This window comes from Salmonella sp. NW722 (genome assembly GCF_051702785.1).
GTDB lineage: Bacteria > Pseudomonadota > Gammaproteobacteria > Enterobacterales > Enterobacteriaceae > Salmonella > Salmonella enterica.
This window is the reverse complement of record NZ_JAMMIN010000004.1, coordinates 170,998-189,727: the sequence shown is the minus strand read 5'-3', so window position 1 is coordinate 189,727 and position 18,730 is coordinate 170,998. Positions and strand designations below refer to the sequence as shown.

The 18,730-nt window shown below is 51.8% G+C and carries 15 protein-coding genes and 2 pseudogenes; 7 read left to right on the top strand and 10 right to left on the bottom strand.

What is annotated here, in order from left to right:
• Nucleotides 1-11: 11 nt before the first annotated feature.
• The 4 genes and pseudogenes from NA330_RS11225 to NA330_RS11210 all read right to left on the bottom strand — a co-directional run.
• Nucleotides 12-932, bottom strand: a complete 921-nt coding sequence (locus tag NA330_RS11225; RefSeq protein ID WP_023242154.1) for a glycosyltransferase family 2 protein — start codon at nucleotides 930-932, stop codon at nucleotides 12-14.
• On the bottom strand, nucleotides 929-1,291 hold the full coding sequence (locus NA330_RS11220) for a GtrA family protein (RefSeq protein ID WP_000915525.1): 363 nt from the start codon (nucleotides 1,289-1,291) through the stop codon (nucleotides 929-931). The genes NA330_RS11225 and NA330_RS11220 overlap by 4 nt, the downstream gene beginning before the upstream one ends.
• 424 nt (nucleotides 1,292-1,715) lie before the next feature.
• Entirely contained in the window at nucleotides 1,716-1,961 is a 246-nt protein-coding gene (locus NA330_RS11215) for a copper-binding protein (RefSeq protein WP_000445906.1), read from the bottom strand.
• A 199-nt stretch (nucleotides 1,962-2,160) separates the two neighbouring features.
• A pseudogene (locus tag NA330_RS11210) lies at nucleotides 2,161-2,535 on the bottom strand (ATP-binding protein); the annotation flags it as partial.
• On the opposite strand from NA330_RS11210, the pseudogene NA330_RS11205 reads away from it, so the two are divergent.
• Nucleotides 2,513-2,773: pseudogene (locus NA330_RS11205) on the top strand (hypothetical protein); the annotation flags it as partial. The pseudogenes NA330_RS11210 and NA330_RS11205 sit on opposite strands and share 23 nt — an antisense overlap.
• Nucleotides 2,774-2,823: 50 nt before the next feature.
• Here NA330_RS11205 and rclR read toward each other — a convergent pair.
• The gene (gene rclR, locus NA330_RS11200; protein WP_000339618.1) at nucleotides 2,824-3,678 is read right to left on the bottom strand and encodes a reactive chlorine-specific transcriptional regulator RclR; all 855 of its coding nucleotides are present in this window, start codon (nucleotides 3,676-3,678) and stop codon (nucleotides 2,824-2,826) included.
• 215 nt (nucleotides 3,679-3,893) lie between these two features.
• Between rclR and rclA the strand changes: the two genes are divergently transcribed.
• The 3 genes from rclA (at nucleotide 3,894) to rclC (ending at nucleotide 6,185) form a co-directional block, all read left to right on the top strand.
• Entirely contained in the window at nucleotides 3,894-5,219 is a 1,326-nt protein-coding gene (rclA, locus tag NA330_RS11195; RefSeq protein WP_023206881.1) for a reactive chlorine resistance oxidoreductase RclA, read from the top strand.
• A 156-nt stretch (nucleotides 5,220-5,375) separates the two neighbouring features.
• Complete coding sequence (gene rclB, locus NA330_RS11190) at nucleotides 5,376-5,612, top strand: reactive chlorine resistance periplasmic protein RclB (protein ID WP_000922170.1); 237 nt, start codon at nucleotides 5,376-5,378, stop codon at nucleotides 5,610-5,612.
• 12 nt (nucleotides 5,613-5,624) lie between these two features.
• On the top strand, nucleotides 5,625-6,185 hold the full coding sequence (rclC, locus tag NA330_RS11185; RefSeq protein ID WP_000362177.1) for a reactive chlorine resistance membrane protein RclC: 561 nt from the start codon (nucleotides 5,625-5,627) through the stop codon (nucleotides 6,183-6,185).
• Between the two features lie 71 nt (nucleotides 6,186-6,256).
• Here rclC and NA330_RS11180 read toward each other — a convergent pair whose 3' ends face one another.
• Nucleotides 6,257-7,432 (bottom strand): DnaJ family molecular chaperone, encoded by a 1,176-nt coding sequence (locus NA330_RS11180; protein ID WP_001033457.1) that lies wholly within the window; start codon nucleotides 7,430-7,432, stop codon nucleotides 6,257-6,259.
• 325 nt (nucleotides 7,433-7,757) lie between these two features.
• Here NA330_RS11180 and pheP point away from each other — a divergent pair, with 325 nt between their 5' ends.
• Nucleotides 7,758-9,152, top strand: coding sequence for a phenylalanine transporter (gene pheP, locus NA330_RS11175; protein ID WP_000786283.1), 1,395 nt, complete (start codon nucleotides 7,758-7,760; stop codon nucleotides 9,150-9,152).
• 41 nt (nucleotides 9,153-9,193) lie between these two features.
• Here pheP and NA330_RS11170 read toward each other — a convergent pair whose 3' ends face one another.
• Nucleotides 9,194-10,441 carry a mechanosensitive ion channel family protein gene (locus NA330_RS11170; protein ID WP_023242157.1) on the bottom strand — a complete coding sequence of 416 codons (1,248 nt, stop codon included), beginning with the start codon at nucleotides 10,439-10,441 and terminating at the stop codon, nucleotides 9,194-9,196.
• A 309-nt stretch (nucleotides 10,442-10,750) separates the two neighbouring features.
• On the opposite strand from NA330_RS11170, the gene NA330_RS11165 reads away from it, so the two are divergent.
• Together NA330_RS11165 and NA330_RS11160 are read left to right on the top strand one after the other, a co-directional pair.
• Nucleotides 10,751-12,721, top strand: coding sequence for an autotransporter domain-containing esterase (locus NA330_RS11165; RefSeq protein WP_023242158.1), 1,971 nt, complete (start codon nucleotides 10,751-10,753; stop codon nucleotides 12,719-12,721).
• Nucleotides 12,722-12,887: 166 nt separating this feature from the next.
• A complete protein-coding gene (locus tag NA330_RS11160) occupies nucleotides 12,888-15,617 on the top strand; it encodes a sigma 54-interacting transcriptional regulator (protein ID WP_023242159.1) in 2,730 nt (909 codons plus the stop codon).
• Between the two features lie 127 nt (nucleotides 15,618-15,744).
• Here the strand turns inward: NA330_RS11160 and NA330_RS11155 are convergent, their stop codons facing one another.
• From NA330_RS11155 to NA330_RS11145, 3 genes are all read right to left on the bottom strand, one after another.
• Nucleotides 15,745-16,731, bottom strand: coding sequence for an SIS domain-containing protein (locus tag NA330_RS11155; RefSeq protein ID WP_017441639.1), 987 nt, complete (start codon nucleotides 16,729-16,731; stop codon nucleotides 15,745-15,747).
• Nucleotides 16,732-16,797: 66 nt separating this feature from the next.
• A complete protein-coding gene (locus NA330_RS11150) occupies nucleotides 16,798-17,841 on the bottom strand; it encodes a glutamine--fructose-6-phosphate aminotransferase (RefSeq protein ID WP_077907239.1) in 1,044 nt (347 codons plus the stop codon).
• Between the two features lie 32 nt (nucleotides 17,842-17,873).
• Nucleotides 17,874-18,728, bottom strand: a complete 855-nt coding sequence (locus NA330_RS11145; RefSeq protein ID WP_000005802.1) for a PTS system mannose/fructose/sorbose family transporter subunit IID — start codon at nucleotides 18,726-18,728, stop codon at nucleotides 17,874-17,876.
• Between the last annotated feature and the right edge of the window lie 2 nt (nucleotides 18,729-18,730).

The window sequence follows — 18,730 nt, the reverse complement described above, 5'->3', positions numbered from 1 at the left end:
TATTCCGTTATTTATTTTGGTTGTTTTTTTACTAAGTACTTTGGGCGGCATTTTGTTTCTATATATATTCTACCTATATACTCTCCAAGCACCCCAATTCCAATCAACTGAACTCCTCCCAGGAAAAGAATTGAAACCAGAATTGATGGATAACCACGGACAGGGTTACCGAATGCCAATGTTTCAAATATCATCCATGCTCCGTAAAGGAACGCCATTCCAGCAACGGTTAATCCGATATAAGTCCACATACGTAGCGGGAACGTAGAGAAACTTGTGATCCCCTCTATAGCCAAATTCCACAATTTCCATCCATTAAACTTTGACACCCCGGCAATTCGTTCAGCACGTGCATATTTAACAACTTCAGTGCGACCCCCAACCCATGATAAAACCCCTTTCATAAACAGGTTGCGCTCAGGCATGAGCTTGATGTTCTCTACAACCTCACGAGACATCAGGCGGAAGTCTCCTACGTTTTCCTCAATCTGCGGGCTGCTTATTCTGTTATGCAGCTTATAAAACCATTCAGCTGTCTTACGCTTCATGCGCCCGTCAGTTGAGCGGTCTGAGCGCTTAGCCAGCACCATATCTGCGCCAGCCTGCCACTTCTCAATGAGATGGGGGATAACTTCTATCGGATCCTGTAAATCGACATCAATAGGAATGACCGCATCCCCGGTTGCATGGTCGAGACCCGCGAAAAGAGCTGGTTCTTTACCGAAGTTTCGCGTAAACGAAAGCGGAATAACGAGCGGATCAGATGCAGCTATTTTGTTAATTATTGATTCAGTCGCATCTTTGCTTCCGTCGTTGATGAAAACAATCTCAACTTCATACGGTTTTAGCTCTTCAAACTCGCGAACCGTTTTATAGAAAATAGGTATCGTGGCTTCTTCATTGAAGACCGGAACGACTAACGAGACTTTCATTTCGCATCCCTAAAGACAATGAACTTTGAATAAATGAATCCGCATGTCAGGCTGATAGCTGAAAAGGTGACAAGAGTAAGGAGTGGCGGCAGGGAACATTTGTCAGCCATCCAGCCAACAACGGCGCTCAGTGTTCCCATAAATCCCACGTACATCATGTAGCGAAGCGTGGTGGTGCTGGCGTTAAAGGTGAAGCGCGCATTGGCATAGAAGCTGAACGATACGGCGATAACAAAACCGGAAAAGTTCGCCAGCGCCTGATGCGTATGCATCCCATACACACAAAAAGCAAATACGCCCCAATGAATAAGCGTGTTAAGAACACCGATCGATGTGTACTTAGCGAATAACTTCAACATTATGAAAATCAGCGGATTCGGAAAGGTCTGGAGTGTAGCACTACAAATTGATTTGATCGATATAAACGATCAATAATGTGATATTTGATAGTTTAAACTTATTGTTATCTTATTAATTGATCGTTGTTACCGATCAATTGGGGCTACTGATTGCTAAGTGGGTTGGGACAAAAACGGGACACACAAAGCTTTGCATCGGCTTGCAAGGCTTTGCATGTTTTTCGAAGATGGGGCGAGTGTGAGTGCCGTAGTAATGGGATAACTTGTTGTTAGCTCAGGTAGTTCCAGAAACATCTAAGCCGTGGGTCGCAGGTTCGAATCCAGCAGGGCGCGCCATTTAACCTCTCAAAATTATGTTAATCCGTAAGCTTCTGCGGCGGCGACGTTGCGCCATCCGCAGTACGTGACGCTAATATGCAAATAACTAATTGCGTTTAATCTGTTTATGGTGCTCCTCAGCCTGGATCTCGTGGGAGAAAGAATGGGCATTATTCATCGATTGATGGATGACCATTGCTTTTTCATAGTCGTCCATTTCAGAAAAGGGTGTCGCATTTTCCACAGTAGTCGGGGCGCTGGGTTTCTGTGTCTGAGCCATTTGCTGATGCGCGAAGGCGTCACCGTTATTCATCATCTCATGTGCTGTAGCGGATAATTGGCGGGATTCCATTTTCTCTGCGGTGTTTACGCCAGCTGAAATAAAAAAACGACAGCTAAAAGGGATGTAAACTTATTCATCTTATTTCTCCGGTGTGGGTTAATAAGAGAAATAATAAAACAGTTGTTGGGTCTGGCGCGTGACGGGATAATGACGATTATATCAGATTATTTTGCTGGCTAGTGATAGCGCCTTTCACTATCGCTACAGTTCAACGGAGGTGTTTGGGTAATGTCAAAATAAAACGAGTAGCGCGCGTATCGGAGGTGACAGAAACTTTTCCCTGATGCGCAATGACGATGGATTTTACAATTGCCAGGCCTATACCGCGGCCTTCCCCTTTACGCTGGCGGGAGGGAGTAACGTGATAAAAACGATCGAAAAGGCGCGGCAAATGTTCCGGCGCGATTGGCGTACCGGGGTTTTCAACAATAATATGTATCTGGTCGTCCGCTTCTTTTATCCGAAGAGTAATGGTTTTACCCGGCGGCGTATAGCGCATCGCATTAGAGAGTAAATTACTGATCGATCTGCGCAGCATGATGGGATCGCCGGTGATTCAGCAGGCGCGGCCTTCAAAGCGCAAGCTCCCAACACCTTTTCGGCAGAAAAACTCAACGCTCTACCACGGGGCGGTGCTCCGGGTGCGGCCAAAAGCCATGACGGTAGCGGTGATTATCGCCGGTCTGCTACCTGTTTTATGGGGGACCGGCGCGGGTTCTGAGGTGATGAGCCGTGTTACCGCGCCGTTGCTGTCGCTGTTCATCATTCCGACAGCCTACAAGCTGATGTGGCTGCGCAGGCATCGTCGCCTTGCGGCATAACGTGTGTCGCCCGCCTGCGGCGTCAAACTGCAGGCGGGTTCAGTATACGCTTATCGTCCGAGCGCGTTGACCCGTTTGCGGTACTCGCCTGGTGTACAACCGAATTCACGGACAAAAGCTTTGTGAAAAGAAGATTCGCTCGCATAACCTACCGACTCGGCAATCACCATCACCGGCAGCGCTTCACGCGACAGGGTCTGGGCGGCGATTTGCAGGCGCAGCGTTGTTAACACGGCTAAGGGCGTCGTAGCGGACACGTCGCGAAATAGCTGGGCGAAGCTCGCCCGCGACATGTGTACCCGTTGCGCCAGCGTTTCGACCGTCCAGGGATGCGCCGGTGTTTCCAGCATGTGAAGGATCACGCGGCCCAGCCGGGGATGCAGCAATAAATTGAGCACGCTTTTCGCCGTGCCAGCCTGCGATAGCCAGTCGCGAACGGCGAGGGTAAACAGCGTGGCGCACTGCTGACTGTATAAGACATCAGCGCCAGGTAAATGGCGTTCTGACTCCTGCTGTAACAGCAAAATGGCGGCGTTAATCCAGATACTGGCGGGGCTATGCGGCGGCGGGGCAAGACATAACACTTCCGGCAACGCGGTAAGGAAATAACGTGACGTCGTGTGCAGACGTAGACTACCGCACACGATATGTGTCGGTGCTTCGCCAGACTGGCGCAAACGGTGGGCGGAGTTTTGCGGCAGAATCACCACCTTTCCCGGCGTAAGCGTCATGGCGTCGCCGGTAGGCATTTCCAGTTGCGCTTCGCCCTGCGTAACGGTATGCCAGCGAATCACCGATAGTTCGCCAGCGGCGTGCGGCAACTGCCAGTCGCCGCCTAACGGGCAATTCTTGTCGATTGAGCCCTGAGGGGCGTTAAGCGTCAATAGCCGACTAAGCGCATCCATATAGACTCCAGAACAGATTCTTTTTCAAAAATAGGGATAACCATTTCTGTCTCTGATCACTATATTTCGGACTCAATGTCATTTCTACTCTTGTTTTTGCTAACCGCCAATTTAGACGATAAGACAAAAAATGACGCGTTGCGGATAACCCTGTTTTTTTTGACGTTATTTATACTTGTCCTGACAAACAGATGGTGATTTGGCGGAGAAAGAAGATGACACAGTATCAGGCGCTCATTATTGGTTTTGGCAAGGCAGGAAAAACGTTGGCGGCAACTCTGGCGAAGACGGGATGGCGCGTGGCGATTATCGAACAGTCCGCCAGTATGTTCGGCGGAACCTGCATCAACATTGGCTGTATTCCAACGAAAACGCTGGTGCATGACGCGGAACGTGAGGGCGATTTTTCTGTCGCCATGCAACGCAAAGCGGCGGTCGTAAATTTTTTACGCGACAAAAATTTTCATAATCTTGCCGACCTGGACAATGTCGATGTGATTGAGGGAAGGGCGGAGTTTATTGATAACCATACCTTACGGGTATTTCAGGCGGACGGCGAGCGGGTGTTACGGGGAGAAAAGATCTTCATTAATACTGGCGCAGAGTCGGTGATCCCGGCTATTACGGGCTTAACAACGACGGCAGGGGTGTTCGATAGCACCGGACTACTCAGCCTGAGCCAGCGTCCGGCGCGCCTGGGGATTTTAGGCGGTGGTTATATTGGCCTTGAATTTGCCTCAATGTTCGCCAACTTCGGTACGAAGGTCACTATCTTTGAAGCAGCGCCGCAATTCCTGCCTCGTGAAGATCGGGATATCGCGCAGGCAATTACCCGTATTTTACAGGAAAAGGGCGTCGAGCTGATTTTAAACGCCAACGTACAGGCCGTATCCTCAAAGGAGGGCGCGGTACAAGTAGAAACACCGGAAGGCGCGCATCTTATGGATGCCCTGCTGGTGGCGTCGGGGCGAAAACCGGCGACGGCTGGCTTACAGTTGCAGAACGCCGGCGTGGCGGTGAACGAACGCGGCGGGATCATCGTGGATGATTACCTGCGTACCACGGCGGACAATATCTGGGCGATGGGCGACGTTACCGGTGGGTTGCAGTTTACCTATATTTCACTGGATGATTTTCGTATTGTACGCGACGGGTTATTGGGAGATGGCAAACGCAGTACCCGCGATCGCCAGAACGTCCCGTATTCCGTCTTTATGACGCCGCCGCTCTCTCGTGTCGGGCTGACGGAAGAACAAGCGCGGGCAAGCGGCGCAACGGTGCAGGTGGTGACATTACCGGTGGCGGCGATCCCTCGCGCCCGTGTTATGAACGATACCCGTGGCGTACTAAAAGCGGTAGTGGACGTGAATACGCAGCGTATTGTAGGGGTGTCATTGTTATGCGTTGATTCTCATGAAATGATTAATATCGTTAAAACCGTTATGGATGCAGATTTACCTTATACGGTGTTACGCGACCAGATATTTACCCATCCTACAATGAGTGAGTCTTTAAACGATCTCTTCTCTCTCATTAAGTAAAACATAAATAACGTAGCCCTGTTAATCAGGGCTTTTTTTTGCCTGTCAGGCTATAAAAATACGCCAGGACAAATATGCTGGCGTCTGAAAGAAAAGGCTTTAGTCAGGCGTAACGTATTATAACACCATTGAAATAACCCACGACTGGAAATCTCGATGTTAAAAGTTACCACGCTTATTGCTTCATTATTGGCTGCGCCGCTGGCGTTTTCCGCCTCCGCCCAGCCGCTAACTGACGTTGAATATATCAGCGTTTCTGCGGTGTCAGCAACGCCGTCAATGCTTGAAGACGCTATTGCCAGACTGGCGCAAAGTAAACAGGCGTCGTCATGGAAAATTACGTCCATGCGTATTGATAATACGGGTTACGCCACTGCGATATTATATAAATAAGGAGAGCCTGAGATGGATAAATATCTTCGTCTGTTAAGTCAGGGGGATCGGCTGGGATTAACATTAATTCGCCTGAGTATCGCCATCGTTTTTATCTGGATTGGACTACTAAAATTTGTGCCCTATGAGGCAGACAGTATTACCCCGTTTGTGGCGAACAGCCCGTTTATGTCTTTTTTCTATGAACATCCTGAAGAATATCGTCAGCATCTGACTCATGAGGGTGAACTAAAACCGGAGGAACGCGCCTGGCAAACGGCCAATAATACGTATGCGTTTTCGGATGGTCTGGGCGTGGTGGAATTGATTATCGCGGCGCTGGTACTGGCTAACCCTGTCAGCCGCTGGTTAGGGCTGGCAGGCGGCGTGCTGGCATTCCTGACGCCATTTGTCACGCTGTCGTTTTTAATCACTACGCCGGAGGCCTGGGTTATGCCGCTGGGCGATGCGCATTATGGTTTTCCGTATTTATCGGGCGCCGGGCGGCTGGTATTAAAAGATACGTTAATGCTGGCAGGTGCGGTGATGATCATGGCGGATTCCGCCCGTTCGTTACTTTTACAGCGACAGTAGCGACCCTCTTACCCTCTTTATGCCGCGATTCGTCGGGTGGCGCTTGCGCCATCCGACAATGTGTTGATGAACTACCCTGACAGAAGTTCCTGTTCCACCTGTTGAACCTGCGCCTCCAGCGTATTGCGAATTTCGGTTAGCGCCCGTTCCTGCTCGGAGAAATAGGCTTCCTTATCCGCAACGGAAGAGGCGAGCCGCCAGGCGTTTTCCGTTTCCAGTTGCGTTATCTCTTTCAACAGCGCGTCGATTTGCGTGCGGAGCTGGCGTATTTTATGGCGCAGATGTTCCAGATTATTTAGCCTGTCGCTTGCCATCATCGGTTCCAGACCGCTTTGCAGCTGCGTCAATAACGCGCGAATTGCCGCCAGATCGGCATTCTGCCGCGCCTGATTAAGCTGTACCATCATCTGGTGCGCTTTTTCTTTTAATTCATCGGCGACCACATCCGGGTGACATAGGCGGCTGGCCTGACGCCACAAACGTTTTAATTCACTGCGTTCGTCAGCCGACAAACGTTGATCGCGGGCGTAGCGGAATTGTGCTTCCTGCTGCTGCTCCCGGTACTGGTGATAGTCCTGTTCCGCATTTTCCTGCGCCTGGCGGAATGCGCTGTCGTCCTGATGGGAAAAATCCGCTTCCAGCTCGCGAATTTCCGCCAGCAACGCGGTGATTAACTCCGTCTGCTGCTGGATTCGCTGACGGATGCCCACCGCTTCGCGCGAGGCGGCATTCAATCCTGTCCACTGCTGTTTTAGCGTTGCCAGTTGATCCACGGCCTGGGAAATAAATTGCAGGCAGGATTGATAATCCTTTTCCCGGCGTTTTATTTCGGCCTCTTGCTTACGCTGCATACTCACCGCGAGCTGTTTACGCAACTCCAGAATACGGCTCATCAACGGCCCGAGGCGCAGATGATAGAGGTCGTTGAAATCGTCGAGGATTTGTACCCGCGCATTTCGTTTGTCAATCAGATCGCGAAGTTGGGCTTCAAGCGCTTTCAGCTCCAGCTTACTGGCGGCAATAGAGGGATCTTGCCACGTCGAGAGCGCCCGTTGAGCCTGTAGCCAGGCGGCGATCTCTTGCATGGCGTCACTGAATCGACGAGCTTCAATTGCCTGGGCAATCGCGCTGATTACGGCATCCTGCGGCTCATTTTTCAGGTAGATGAGCTGCTGACGGATAATCTCTTCGTCCTCAAGTTCAATGGCGCTTTTGATGATCTCTAAACGTTTGATGATCTTATTCATGACGTTGATGCCTGGCGTGGCTCAAAAACGGATAACAGATACCAGGTCTGATTCACCTTTTTGAAAATACTGAAAAAATACTAAATGTATTCTGTAGGGTGTCGTACTTTTCGTCCAGAGTTATTCACATATTTTATACTCGGCGTCTGTCACCCGTAACGTTCTATATCGGCGCGCACTCTTTTCTTTTTACTCCTCGCGACATCTTTTTTTACACGATAACGTTAACGTCCGGAGTTGAGCCTTGACAAACGATTGCGCCTTGCGGCAGCGAGAGCGAAATGTTAAAAGGTGCCCCTCAATAAAAACGATACAGGGGTAGGACGTGAAAAACGCGTCAACTGCATCCGGCGCCAGCGTGTCGGATGCCGCGTCGAAAAATGAACCGACGCTTCAACGGGGGTTGCAAAACCGCCATATTCAGCTAATCGCGCTGGGCGGCGCCATTGGCACCGGACTGTTTCTGGGCATCGGCCCGGCGATTCAAATGGCGGGGCCGGCTGTTTTGTTGGGCTATGGCGTTGCCGGGATTATCGCTTTTCTCATTATGCGCCAGTTGGGTGAAATGGTCGTGGAAGAGCCGGTTTCCGGATCGTTTGCCCACTTCGCCTGGAAATATTGGGGGCCGTTTGCGGGCTTTTTGTCGGGCTGGAACTATTGGGTCATGTTTGTGCTGGTCGGGATGGCGGAGCTGACCGCGGCGGGCATCTATATGCAGTACTGGCTGCCTGACGTACCAACATGGATTTGGGCGGCGGCGTTTTTTATTATCATTAATGCCGTAAATCTGGTGAACGTTCGTCTGTATGGCGAAACGGAATTCTGGTTCGCGCTCATTAAAGTGCTGGCGATTATCGGCATGATAGGTTTTGGTCTGTGGCTGCTGTTCTCCGGCCACGGCGGCGAACATGCCAGCATTGATAACCTCTGGCGTTATAACGGTTTCTTCGCTACCGGTTGGCATGGTTTGCTTCTGTCGCTGGCGGTGATTATGTTTTCTTTTGGCGGACTGGAGCTGATCGGCATTACTGCGGCGGAAGCGCGCGATCCACAAAAAAGCATTCCGAAAGCGGTGAATCAGGTGGTATACCGTATTTTGCTGTTCTACATCGGTTCGCTGGTGGTGTTGCTGGCGCTCTATCCATGGGTAGAGGTGAAATCCAATAGCAGCCCTTTTGTGATGATCTTCCATAACCTGGACAGTAATGTGGTGGCTTCGGCGCTGAATTTCGTTATTCTGGTCGCGTCGCTTTCGGTGTATAACAGCGGCGTTTATTCGAACAGCCGAATGCTGTTCGGCCTGTCCGTACAAGGCAATGCGCCGAAATTTTTAACCCGCGTCAGCCATCGCGGCGTGCCGGTGAACTCGCTGATACTTTCCGGAGCGATTACCTCGCTGGTGGTGCTGATCAACTATCTGTTGCCGCAAAAAGCGTTTAGCCTGTTGATGGCGCTGGTTGTCGCGACGCTATTGCTAAACTGGATAATGATCTGTCTCGCGCATTTACGTTTTCGCGCGGCGATGCGTCGTAAAGGGCGCGAGACGCAATTTAAGGCGCTGTTCTATCCCGCCGGAAACTATTTGTGCATTGCGTTTCTGGCGCTGATTCTGGTGTTAATGTGTACGATGGACGATATGCGATTGTCGGCGATTTTGCTGCCGGTATGGATTGTATTCCTGTTTATCGCGTTTACCGTTTTGCGCCGTAAGGCTCATTAACTTTTTTGCCCGATCCCATGCTCATGCGATCGGGCAATCCATTAATGCCGCAATGTCCCTGACAGCGCACGAATATCGCTGCCGGTCGGCGTCTGATGAATACGCAAGCCAAACTCTTCCACCACGGCAAAAATATGGTCGAAAATATCGGCCTGGATGCTCTCATATTCCAGCCACACGACGGTATTGGTAAAGGCGTAGATCTCTATCGGCAAACCATGATCGTCAGGCGCCAGTTGGCGTACCATCAGCGTCATATCTTTACGGATGCGCGGATGGTGGCGTAAATATTCGTTCAGATAGGCGCGAAATGTCCCGATATTGGTCATTCGGCGGTGATTTAAGGCTGATTCCGGCGCATCCAGTTGTTTATTCCATTCATCGATTTCCTGATGACGGCTGGTAAGGTACGGCTTTAACAGTTGCGCGGTTAACAGCCGCTGTTTTTCATCATCATCCAGAAAATGGATACTGGTCGCGTCAATATTAATACTGCGTTTAATCCGGCGTCCGCCGGACGCAGACATGCCGCTCCAGTTTTTGAACGAGTCGGAAACCAGTGACCAGGTGGGAATGGTGGTGATGGTATTATCCCAGTTGCGTACTTTTACCGTGGTTAAGCCAATATCAATGACCGCGCCATCTGCGCCATATTTTGGCATCTCCAGCCAGTCGCCCAGTTTGAGCATATCGTTGGCGGAAAGCTGGATACCGGCAACCAGGCCAAGAATCGGGTCTTTAAAGACCAGCATTAATACCGCGGCCATCGCGCCCAGCCCGCTGATTAAAATTGCTGGTGACTGGCCAATCAGCAGTGAGATCATCAGAATGCCGACGATAATTGCGCCGATGAGCTTAATGCCCTGAAATATTCCTTTTAGCGGCAACTGAGAGGCGGCGGGCCATTTTTGCGATAGATTGAAAATCACGTCCAGCAGAGAAAATAACGACAGCAGGGCGTAGGTCATAATCCATAACTGCGCGCAGGTCGTCAGGATATCCGCAGCCTCACTGCCTTTTTGTAGCCAGAGCGCGGCCTGAATATTGACAATGATGCCTTGCAGCGTAAAAGCCAGACGATGGAATAATTTATTCTGGGTAATAATTTGCAGCCACAGGCGGGAACTGGCGTTGGCACGTTTTTCGAAAGCGCGCAGTACTATCCAGTGCAAAATAATATGCACGACAACTGCTGTCAGAAAAATAATACCAAATATCACCACCAGCGACGTGGTGTGATTCATTTCAATTCCCGCTAAATTTTCTACCTGGGATATCAATTCCTGCATAATCTCTCCTTTATAAACAGCAGCCTATGATGACTGCTGAATGGCATTTATGCAAATCAGGACGCCTGCGCTTCAGGCATAATCAGCAACAGACGGGTAAAAGCGCCTCTGGGGTTATCCATACGCTATATTTTATCCAGCGCCCTATAAACGTCGTTATTTTACGCGGTTCCCTCTTTTTGAACAGGCGCCAGTACGTCAACAATGAATGAAAACTTTTTAACCAGATGTTTAAAACGATTGCAATATCTCTGTCGGATAATGATTAGCACCGTCGTACCTATCAACAATAACATTAAGGAACATCGGATGACCCAAAAGCGTACCCTGCTAAAATACGGCATACTCTCGCTGGCGCTGGCCGCGCCATTATCTGCCTGTGCGTTTGACTCTCTTACGGTAATTGGCGATAGCCTTAGCGATACCGGAAATAACGGTCGCTGGACCTGGGATAGTGGTCAAAATAAGCTCTACGACGAACAGTTGGCCGAACGATATGGGCTGGCATTAAGCCCTTCCAGCAATGGCGGTTCTAATTATGCCGCCGGCGGCGCGACGGCGACCCCGGAATTAAACCCGCAGGATAATACCGCGGATCAGGTACGGCAGTGGCTTGCCAAAACGGGGGGAAAAGCCGACCACAACGGTTTGTATATTCACTGGGTCGGCGGAAACGATCTGGCGGCGGCCATCGCGCAACCAACCATGGCACAGCAAATAGCCGGTAATAGCGCCACTAGCGCGGCGGCGCAGGTAGGGCTGTTACTGGATGCCGGCGCCGGGCTGGTCGTGGTGCCAAACGTACCGGATATTAGTGCGACGCCAATGCTTCTGGAGGCGGTAATCACCGCCGGGCTGGGCGCAGCGGCACCCCCGGCGCTAAAAGCGGCGTTAGAGGCGCTGGCGGAGGGAGCTACGCCCGATTTCGCCAGTCGGCAACAGGCGATCCGCAAGGCGCTGCTGGCGGCGGCTGCAACGGTAAGCAGCAATCCATTTATTCAGCAACTGCTCGTTGAACAACTGCTGGCGGGCTATGAAAAGGCGGCAGGGCAGGCGTCAGCTCTGACCGATTATTATAATCAGATGGAAGAGAAGGAGCTGGAGCAACACGGCGGCAATATAGCCCGTGCCGATATCAACGGCCTCTTTAAGGAAATTCTTGCCCACCCGCAGGCGTTTGGTCTGACAAATACCGTAGGTATGGCCTGCCCGCCAGGCGTATCCGCTTCGGCGTGCTCCTCGGCAATGCCAGAATTTAATGCGTCGCAGGACTATCTGTTTGCCGATCATTTACATCCCGGTCCGCAGGTCCATACCATTATTGCGCAATATATTCAGTCGATCATTGCCGCGCCGGTACAGGCGACATACCTGAACCAAAGCGTTCAGTCGATGGCGCAAGGCAGTCGTACCACGCTTGACAGCCGTTATCAGCAGCTTCGCCAGGGGGAAAATCCTGTTGGTTCGCTGGGCATGTTCGGCGGATACAGCGGGGGATATCAACGTTATGATAATAATGAGGCCGACGGGAGCGGTAATCATAATAATCTGACGGTTGGCGTCGATTATCAGCTTAACGAGCAGGTACTGCTGGGAGGGCTGATAGCCGGTTCTCTGGATAAGCAACATCCTGACGATAATTATCGTTATGACGCCCGCGGTTTTCAGGCCGCCGTATTCAGCCATTTACGCGCCGGTCAGGCGTGGCTGGATAGCGATTTACACTATCTGTCCGCTAAATTCAGTAACATTCAGCGCAGTATAACGCTCGGTGCGCTAAGGCGGGTGGAAGAGGGCGAAACCAATGGTCGGCTGTGGGGCGCGAGGTTAACCAGTGGTTATGATTTTGTCATGATGCCGTGGTTAACGACCGGACCGATGCTGCAATATGCATGGGATTACAGCCACGTTAATGGCTATAGCGAGAAGCTCAATACCAGTACATCAATGCGTTTTGGCGACCAAAACGCCCATTCGCAGGTGGGTAGCGCTGGCTGGCGTCTGGATCTTCGCCACAGCATCATTCACTCCTGGGCGCAGATTAATTATCGCCGTCAGTTTGGCGATGATACGTATGTGGCGAACGGCGGCCTTAAATCGACCTCTCTGACGTTTAGCCGCGACGGAAAAACGCAGGATAAAAACTGGGTTGATATCTCGATTGGCGCAGATTTTCCGCTGTCGGCAACGGTGTCCGCTTTCGCCGGGCTGTCGCAAACGGCAGGGTTAAGCGATGGCAATCAAACCCGTTATAACGTTGGGTTTAGCGCCCGATTTTGATGACACGCCAGGGAGGGCCAACTCCGTTCGTTCGTGACACGATGAGCCGAAAGCGCAACGGTAAGTTTTATAAAAAGTAAGTATTTTCAAAAATGTGGGTGAAGCCTGTGACGTCGTTTGTAAATTATCGTATAAGCGGAGTTTACGTTTTTGGCGGGGCGCAGGTATGAATAAAGAGTCCATATTTCGTCAGTTGGAGCTACGGCTGGCCGGATGTTCACTAACAGCCGACGCGTTAAGCGGGTTTAGCGCAATGGCGATTGCCGACAGTCTCAGGCAAAAACGCAGCATTATTAGTCACCATCTTAATAACTTGCATCGTGAGCAGCGGGTGGTCAAAGTGAATAGCCGCCCGGTGCTGTTCCTGCCCGTCGAGGCGCTACGTCGTCACCACCGGCTGGCGGTTCGACAGAGTGATTACGCGTCCATTCAGGCGCTGTGCGCGGAACGGCAGGACAGTCTGGAGCTGCTCATTGGCGCGCAGGGCAGCTTGCAGGAGTCCCTGCGTCAGTGTAAGGCGGCGATCAGTTATCCCGGCGCGGGCTTGCCTTTGCTGCTGCGCGGCCCGACGGGGACAGGAAAAAGTTTTTTGGCGCGTCAGCTTTGGCAGTACGCCATCGAGCAGGGCATTTTGCCCCCGGAGGCGCCCTTTACCGTGTTTAACTGCGCCGAATACGCTAATAACCCGGAATTGCTGACGTCAAAATTATTTGGTCATGCCAAAGGTGCGTTTACCGGCGCAGACAGAGCGGTATCCGGGTTAATTGAGACCAGTAATGGCGGCCTATTGTTTATCGATGAAGTGCACCGTCTACCGCCGGAAGGGCAGGAAAAACTGTTCCATTTTATGGATAACGGCACCTGGCGTCGCTTAGGCGAAAGCAGCGATGAACGCAGCGCCACGGTACGTCTGATATTCGCCTCTACCGAAGATCTGGAAAAGCACTTTCTGGCGACATTTATTCGCCGGATACCGGTCATTGTCAAAATTCTGCCTATCGCCGAACGCGGACAGTATGAGCGGCTGGCGTTTATTCACCATTTTTTTCGTCGCGAGGCGCAGCGTCTTCATCACGATTTGTCGCTGGATAGTGAAATTATCAGCCAACTGATGCAGGAGACCCTGGAAGGGAATGTCGGCGGCCTGGAAAATCTCATTCGTAATATTTGCGCCAGCGCCTGGACTTTCGGCCAGCGTGACGATGGGGTACTGGAAGTAAAAGCCGGGCAACTGCCGGATCGTCTGCTGATGGAGGTGCCCTTTACCGTTCCGCAGACGGCGGAACGCGTCATGATTTATCGCGAAGGTGGCGTTTTTCCGCGAGTTTCCGGTCAGCATCAGGAATATTTACGGTTGACGGAAAACATTTGCGGCCTGTGCGAAGAGCTGGCGCAGGAGAATATTTCCGCACGGACGTTTGACAAGCTGGTCTATCAAAACCTCACGTTATATCTCGATGCCTTAATGAATAAAGAGAGCCCTCGCGCTCGTCAGGACAAGCGGCTGCGTTTTATCGAAGATGTCGGGAAAGCGATCGCTGCACATTACGATCTCGAACTGAATGCGGAATTCGCTTATCTCACTGGACGTTACCTTACCAGCCTGCCGTTAACGCCGGTGGAGGCGTCGCCATCGGTTCGCCATGTGATGCTGCGCTGGCTGGAGGAGGCGCCGGGGCTGGCGCAGCGTGTGGCGCAAAAACTGCTGGACGTGGTAAATAATAAATATGATTTGTTGATCGACACGCTCGACAGACTGGTCGTGGCGGCCATAGTCAGTAATGCCATTGACGCCACCAGCGGCGGTAAGGTAAAAGCGCTTATCATCGCGCATGGTTATTCGACCGCCAGCAGCATTGCAGGCGTGGCGAACCGTCTGATTGGCGAAAAGATTTATCATGCGATGGATATGCCGATGGAGGTCGCGTTTAGCGATGTCAGCCGGGCCATTGTCGATTATCTCCAGCATACGGATACCCGCGCAGGCGTCATGGTGCTGATCGATATGGGATACACCAAAGAGATCGCCGATGCGCTTTTGAGCGTAATTCATGGCCCGCTGGTGGTGGTCGATAACGTTACGACGCGTCTGGCGCTGAACGTGGCCAGCGAGATCGCGCTGCAAAAAAACATCGAACAGATCGCCGAAGAGATCGTCCCGTTAAATCAGTCGCGCTGGGATGTCTTCTGGCCCGCGCAGAAAAAAGCGCGCGCGCTGCTGGTGACCTGTATTACCGGCATCGGGACGGCGTTTAAATTTAAAAATTTGATGGAAAAAAGTCAGTTGACCGACTTTGATATTAATATTATCGCCTGTGAATATACCCGTTTGAAAAACAGCCGGATGGCGGCCTCGTTGCTGAATCAGTATGAAGTGATTGCGGTTGTCGGCACCATTGACCCGCAGCTGGCGGGCGTTCCCTGGGTGGGGATTGAAGAGCTGCTTGGCGAGCAGGGGTATGCGCATTTAAGTCAGTTATTAAGCGGTTATCTTAACGATAAACAAATTGCGTTAATTAATAAAAATATGGTTCGCGAATTTTCGTTGCATAATGTGGTTAATTCGCTGACCATTCTCAATGCCAATAAGACGATAGGGCATATCGAAACGATTATTGCCGAATGGCAAAATACGCTGGGCTTCAGCTTTAATAATAATTTGATTATTAGTTTATATGTTCATTTGAGCTGTATGATTGAGCGACTGGTCATGCGCAATGAAATTACCCACTATAAAAACATGACGGAATTTAACGAGCGGCATGGTGAATTTATCGTGATGGTAAATCATTCGTTTCAGCGATTGAAAATTCTTTATAACGTGGCGCTGCCGGTAGCGGAAATTGGCTATATCCACGATATTTTCGAATTACGGATAGAGGATTTTCGCTGGTAGCCGCGGTAGTTCAGGAAAAAAGGGGCGCTAGCGCCCCGCAGAAGAAAGGCCTGATGGCGCTACGCTTATCAGGCCTACAGATCGCTTTGTAGGCTGGATAAAGCGAAGCCGCCATCCGGCATAACTATTAATATTCAACTTTCCACATATACCGGCGGGTGGTCAGTGGGTGATTACGGGCTGTCGCCAGAGCGAGGTTATAAACGTCCAGCACACAGTTGTGCAACAGACCGCAGAAGTATTCGCCAACGTCGGTGGACAGATCCTGAACGCCGAGTTTATCCGCATCGATCAACTGCAGTTTTCCCTGATAGCGTTCAATAAAGCGAATCGCACGATCGTCCAGCGGGCGAGTACGACCACTGCTTTGCAGCAATATAAACGGCGTGCCCGGCTCGGTGATTTCGAACGGTCCGTGGAAATACTCTCCGCTATGTATGCTGGCGGAGTTGATCCACTGCATTTCCAGCAGAATACAGATAGACTCCTGATGCGCGGCGCCGAAAGAGGGGCCGCTGCCCATCATATAGACCACCTTCTCATCCTTCCATTCGGCGGCGAAACGCTGAGCATCTTCTTGTACCTGCCGTTGGGCGCCGTGAACAACGTCGCTAAAGCGCCCAAACGCGCTGACTAACTCATCGTATTGCGCATAGCCCTCTGTTTGGGCGAGAATTTCCAGCGCCAGCCACAGGCTGTATGCGGCTTTTTGTTGTGCAGGGTCGACCGTTTCCGGATAACGCGCCCACTGATATTCAATGATGTAGTCGCTGTATTCGCACAACGGCGTGTCAGGTTGGTAAACCAGACCGATGGTCGCCGCTCCTTTTTCACGCGCCACGCGGGCAGCTGCGACGGTTTCCGCCGTATTGCCCTGCTGCGAGGCAAGAATAACGACGCTATTTTTTCCTAATGCTTTTGGTGTGGCGTGGACAAATTCATTACTGGTGATATAACCGACAGCCAGTTTTGACGCTTCACAGTCCAGAAAGTATTTCCCTGGCCAGAAGCCGGTTAATGAACCGCCGCAGCCGACAAACCAGACGCGTTCAATGTTTTGTTTACCTAAAATATCGCTAATAATACGGCGGGCATTTTCATGAGCAACAGACATATTTATCTCCTTAGCGTGTAGCGCGTCCTCCGCAACAGCGCGGATAATAACGAGCATTAATAAAAATTAAATTTCTTGCTTACTTTTCATTTTTTGATGGAATTGCGGATCTTTGGGTATCGCCGGATTAATGCCTTTTTGCGGGGGTAATATCGCGCATAGCATTTGTAGCGGAATGATATATTCAAAGACGGCAAAGTCCTCATCATTGACAAACGGGAAATTCAGATTCAGACCATTATTTTCTACCTGCGAGCCGATGCGGTAAATAGACGGCGTCCACTCACCGAGTATTTGCGCCAGCCGATCCTGACGTGCGTCAGGCTGCGGGTCGAGCATAATGAGTGCGGATTGCGCATTAAAGGCATTGTAAATACCGTGAATAAACTCCTCGAATTCGTAGCCCGACACCGGGCAGCGCAACGTCTCCAGCATCTTGAGAGCACCCTCCTGCACCGTACCGAACAGCGTTGCCGGGCCGGTCAGACGAATATCTGCGCTATCGCGCAGCGCCAGCGCATTGGTTTGCGCCCACGCCTGCGAGGCGGTAATCAGCGCGGGCAGGTGGTTAAAGGTCTTTTCCATCCGCAGCAGCAGTGACCGGCGCTGTTCGCCGTCCAGCCGCTGTTGCTGCCCGGCGACGGCGAGCGCCAGCAGCATCAAATTGAGAACCGTGCAGTGATAGCCTTTTGTTTTCGCGCCAGCGGTTTCTTCGCCGCAGGGAACGGTAAGGATATAATCCGCCGCCCGGTCGATAGTCGCAGGCGCCACGCCAGCCATTGAGGCGGTGATATGACCAACATTGCGGGCGCGCTCCATCGCCGCCAGCGTTGAGAGGCTGCCGCCGCCCTGGGAGATGCCGACAACCAGCGCCTTGCCGCTGCGGGCAAGCGTCTCGTCGTCAAGCATAAACGGCCAGCAGACATCCACCGGCAATGCGCACCAGCGCTGCATAAACGCGCGAGCGGTCAACGCGCCGTGGTATGACGTGCCGGAGCCTGTCAGAATAATGCGGGTGACGCCGCGTTCCGTTAGCGCCTGCGCCGCGCGCCAGAGATCTTCCCGCGTCTGCGTCAGCATCTCCAGCAGGCGAAGGGGCGTCTCGTTCATATAGTCTTCTACTTGCATAGTGTTACCTCTCGTCAAAGCAGGCCCAGCGCGCTGGCAAGAAGCCCAAACGCGACGGTGCCTAACAGGATCCAGTTAATGTTCACGCCCTTACGGATAAGTTTGTACATGCCGAGCGTGAAGAGCAGCGGCAGCAGGGAAGGGAGGATTTTGTCAATAAAATCCTGCACTTTCATGGTAGTCTGCCCGGCGGTAAAGCTCAGCGGGGTTGTAATGTCGATCATGCTGGCGGTCATGGCGCCGACGACCATCAACCCGACGATTGACGCGATATAAGTCACCCTGTCCATCAGCCCGCTTTGCCAGAGGCGCATCAGCCAGGTGGTCCCCGCCCGGTAGCCCAGTTTGAGGGCGTACCAGCGGCAGAGGATGTGCGGAATGTTATAGACCAGTAGGGCGAGAATCGGCCCCAGAATGCTGCCCTGCTGGGCAAAGTAGATCCCCATCCCGGCGGCGATAACTTTCAGCGATCCCCAAAAGATGGAATCGCCGATCCCGGCCAGCGGCCCCATCAGGCTGGTTTTAACGGCATTGATCGACTCTTCGTTAAAGTCCGGGTTGCGTTGATTTTCCTCCTCCATCGCAATCGACAGGCCAAAGACAAACGTTGACAGATGCGGCGTGGTATTAAACAGCACCAGATGGCGCTGTAAGGCGCGCCCCAGTTCGGCGGGGTCCTGGTAGATACGCTTTAGCGCTGGCGACATAGCGAAGGCATAGCCCATATGCTGCTGGCGTTCATAGTTCCACGATCCTTGCAACGTAAAGGAGCGCCAGAACACGCTGCGTAAATCGCGGGCGGTGATGCGGCTTTCGCTTTGCGAGTGAGCCTGTGCGTCGTCGATCAGGGTCTGCGTCACTTCACTCATGA

What these genes read in the sequence shown, in the direction of transcription:
- NA330_RS11225 (WP_023242154.1), bottom strand. Translation starts at nt 932, where the DNA reads ATGAAAGTCTCGTTAGTCGTTCCGGTCTTCAATGAAGAAGCCACGATA.
- NA330_RS11220 (WP_000915525.1), bottom strand. Translation starts at nt 1,291, where the DNA reads ATGTTGAAGTTATTCGCTAAGTACACATCGATCGGTGTTCTTAACACG.
- NA330_RS11215 (WP_000445906.1), bottom strand. Translation starts at nt 1,961, where the DNA reads ATGGAATCCCGCCAATTATCCGCTACAGCACATGAGATGATGAATAAC.
- rclR (WP_000339618.1), bottom strand. Translation starts at nt 3,678, where the DNA reads ATGGATGCGCTTAGTCGGCTATTGACGCTTAACGCCCCTCAGGGCTCA.
- rclA (WP_023206881.1), top strand. Translation starts at nt 3,894, where the DNA reads ATGACACAGTATCAGGCGCTCATTATTGGTTTTGGCAAGGCAGGAAAA.
- rclB (WP_000922170.1), top strand. Translation starts at nt 5,376, where the DNA reads ATGTTAAAAGTTACCACGCTTATTGCTTCATTATTGGCTGCGCCGCTG.
- rclC (WP_000362177.1), top strand. Translation starts at nt 5,625, where the DNA reads ATGGATAAATATCTTCGTCTGTTAAGTCAGGGGGATCGGCTGGGATTA.
- NA330_RS11180 (WP_001033457.1), bottom strand. Translation starts at nt 7,432, where the DNA reads ATGAATAAGATCATCAAACGTTTAGAGATCATCAAAAGCGCCATTGAA.
- NA330_RS11170 (WP_023242157.1), bottom strand. Translation starts at nt 10,441, where the DNA reads ATGCAGGAATTGATATCCCAGGTAGAAAATTTAGCGGGAATTGAAATG.
- NA330_RS11165 (WP_023242158.1), top strand. Translation starts at nt 10,751, where the DNA reads ATGACCCAAAAGCGTACCCTGCTAAAATACGGCATACTCTCGCTGGCG.
- NA330_RS11160 (WP_023242159.1), top strand. Translation starts at nt 12,888, where the DNA reads ATGAATAAAGAGTCCATATTTCGTCAGTTGGAGCTACGGCTGGCCGGA.
- NA330_RS11155 (WP_017441639.1), bottom strand. Translation starts at nt 16,731, where the DNA reads ATGTCTGTTGCTCATGAAAATGCCCGCCGTATTATTAGCGATATTTTA.
- NA330_RS11150 (WP_077907239.1), bottom strand. Translation starts at nt 17,841, where the DNA reads ATGAACGAGACGCCCCTTCGCCTGCTGGAGATGCTGACGCAGACGCGG.
- NA330_RS11145 (WP_000005802.1), bottom strand. Translation starts at nt 18,728, where the DNA reads ATGAGTGAAGTGACGCAGACCCTGATCGACGACGCACAGGCTCACTCG.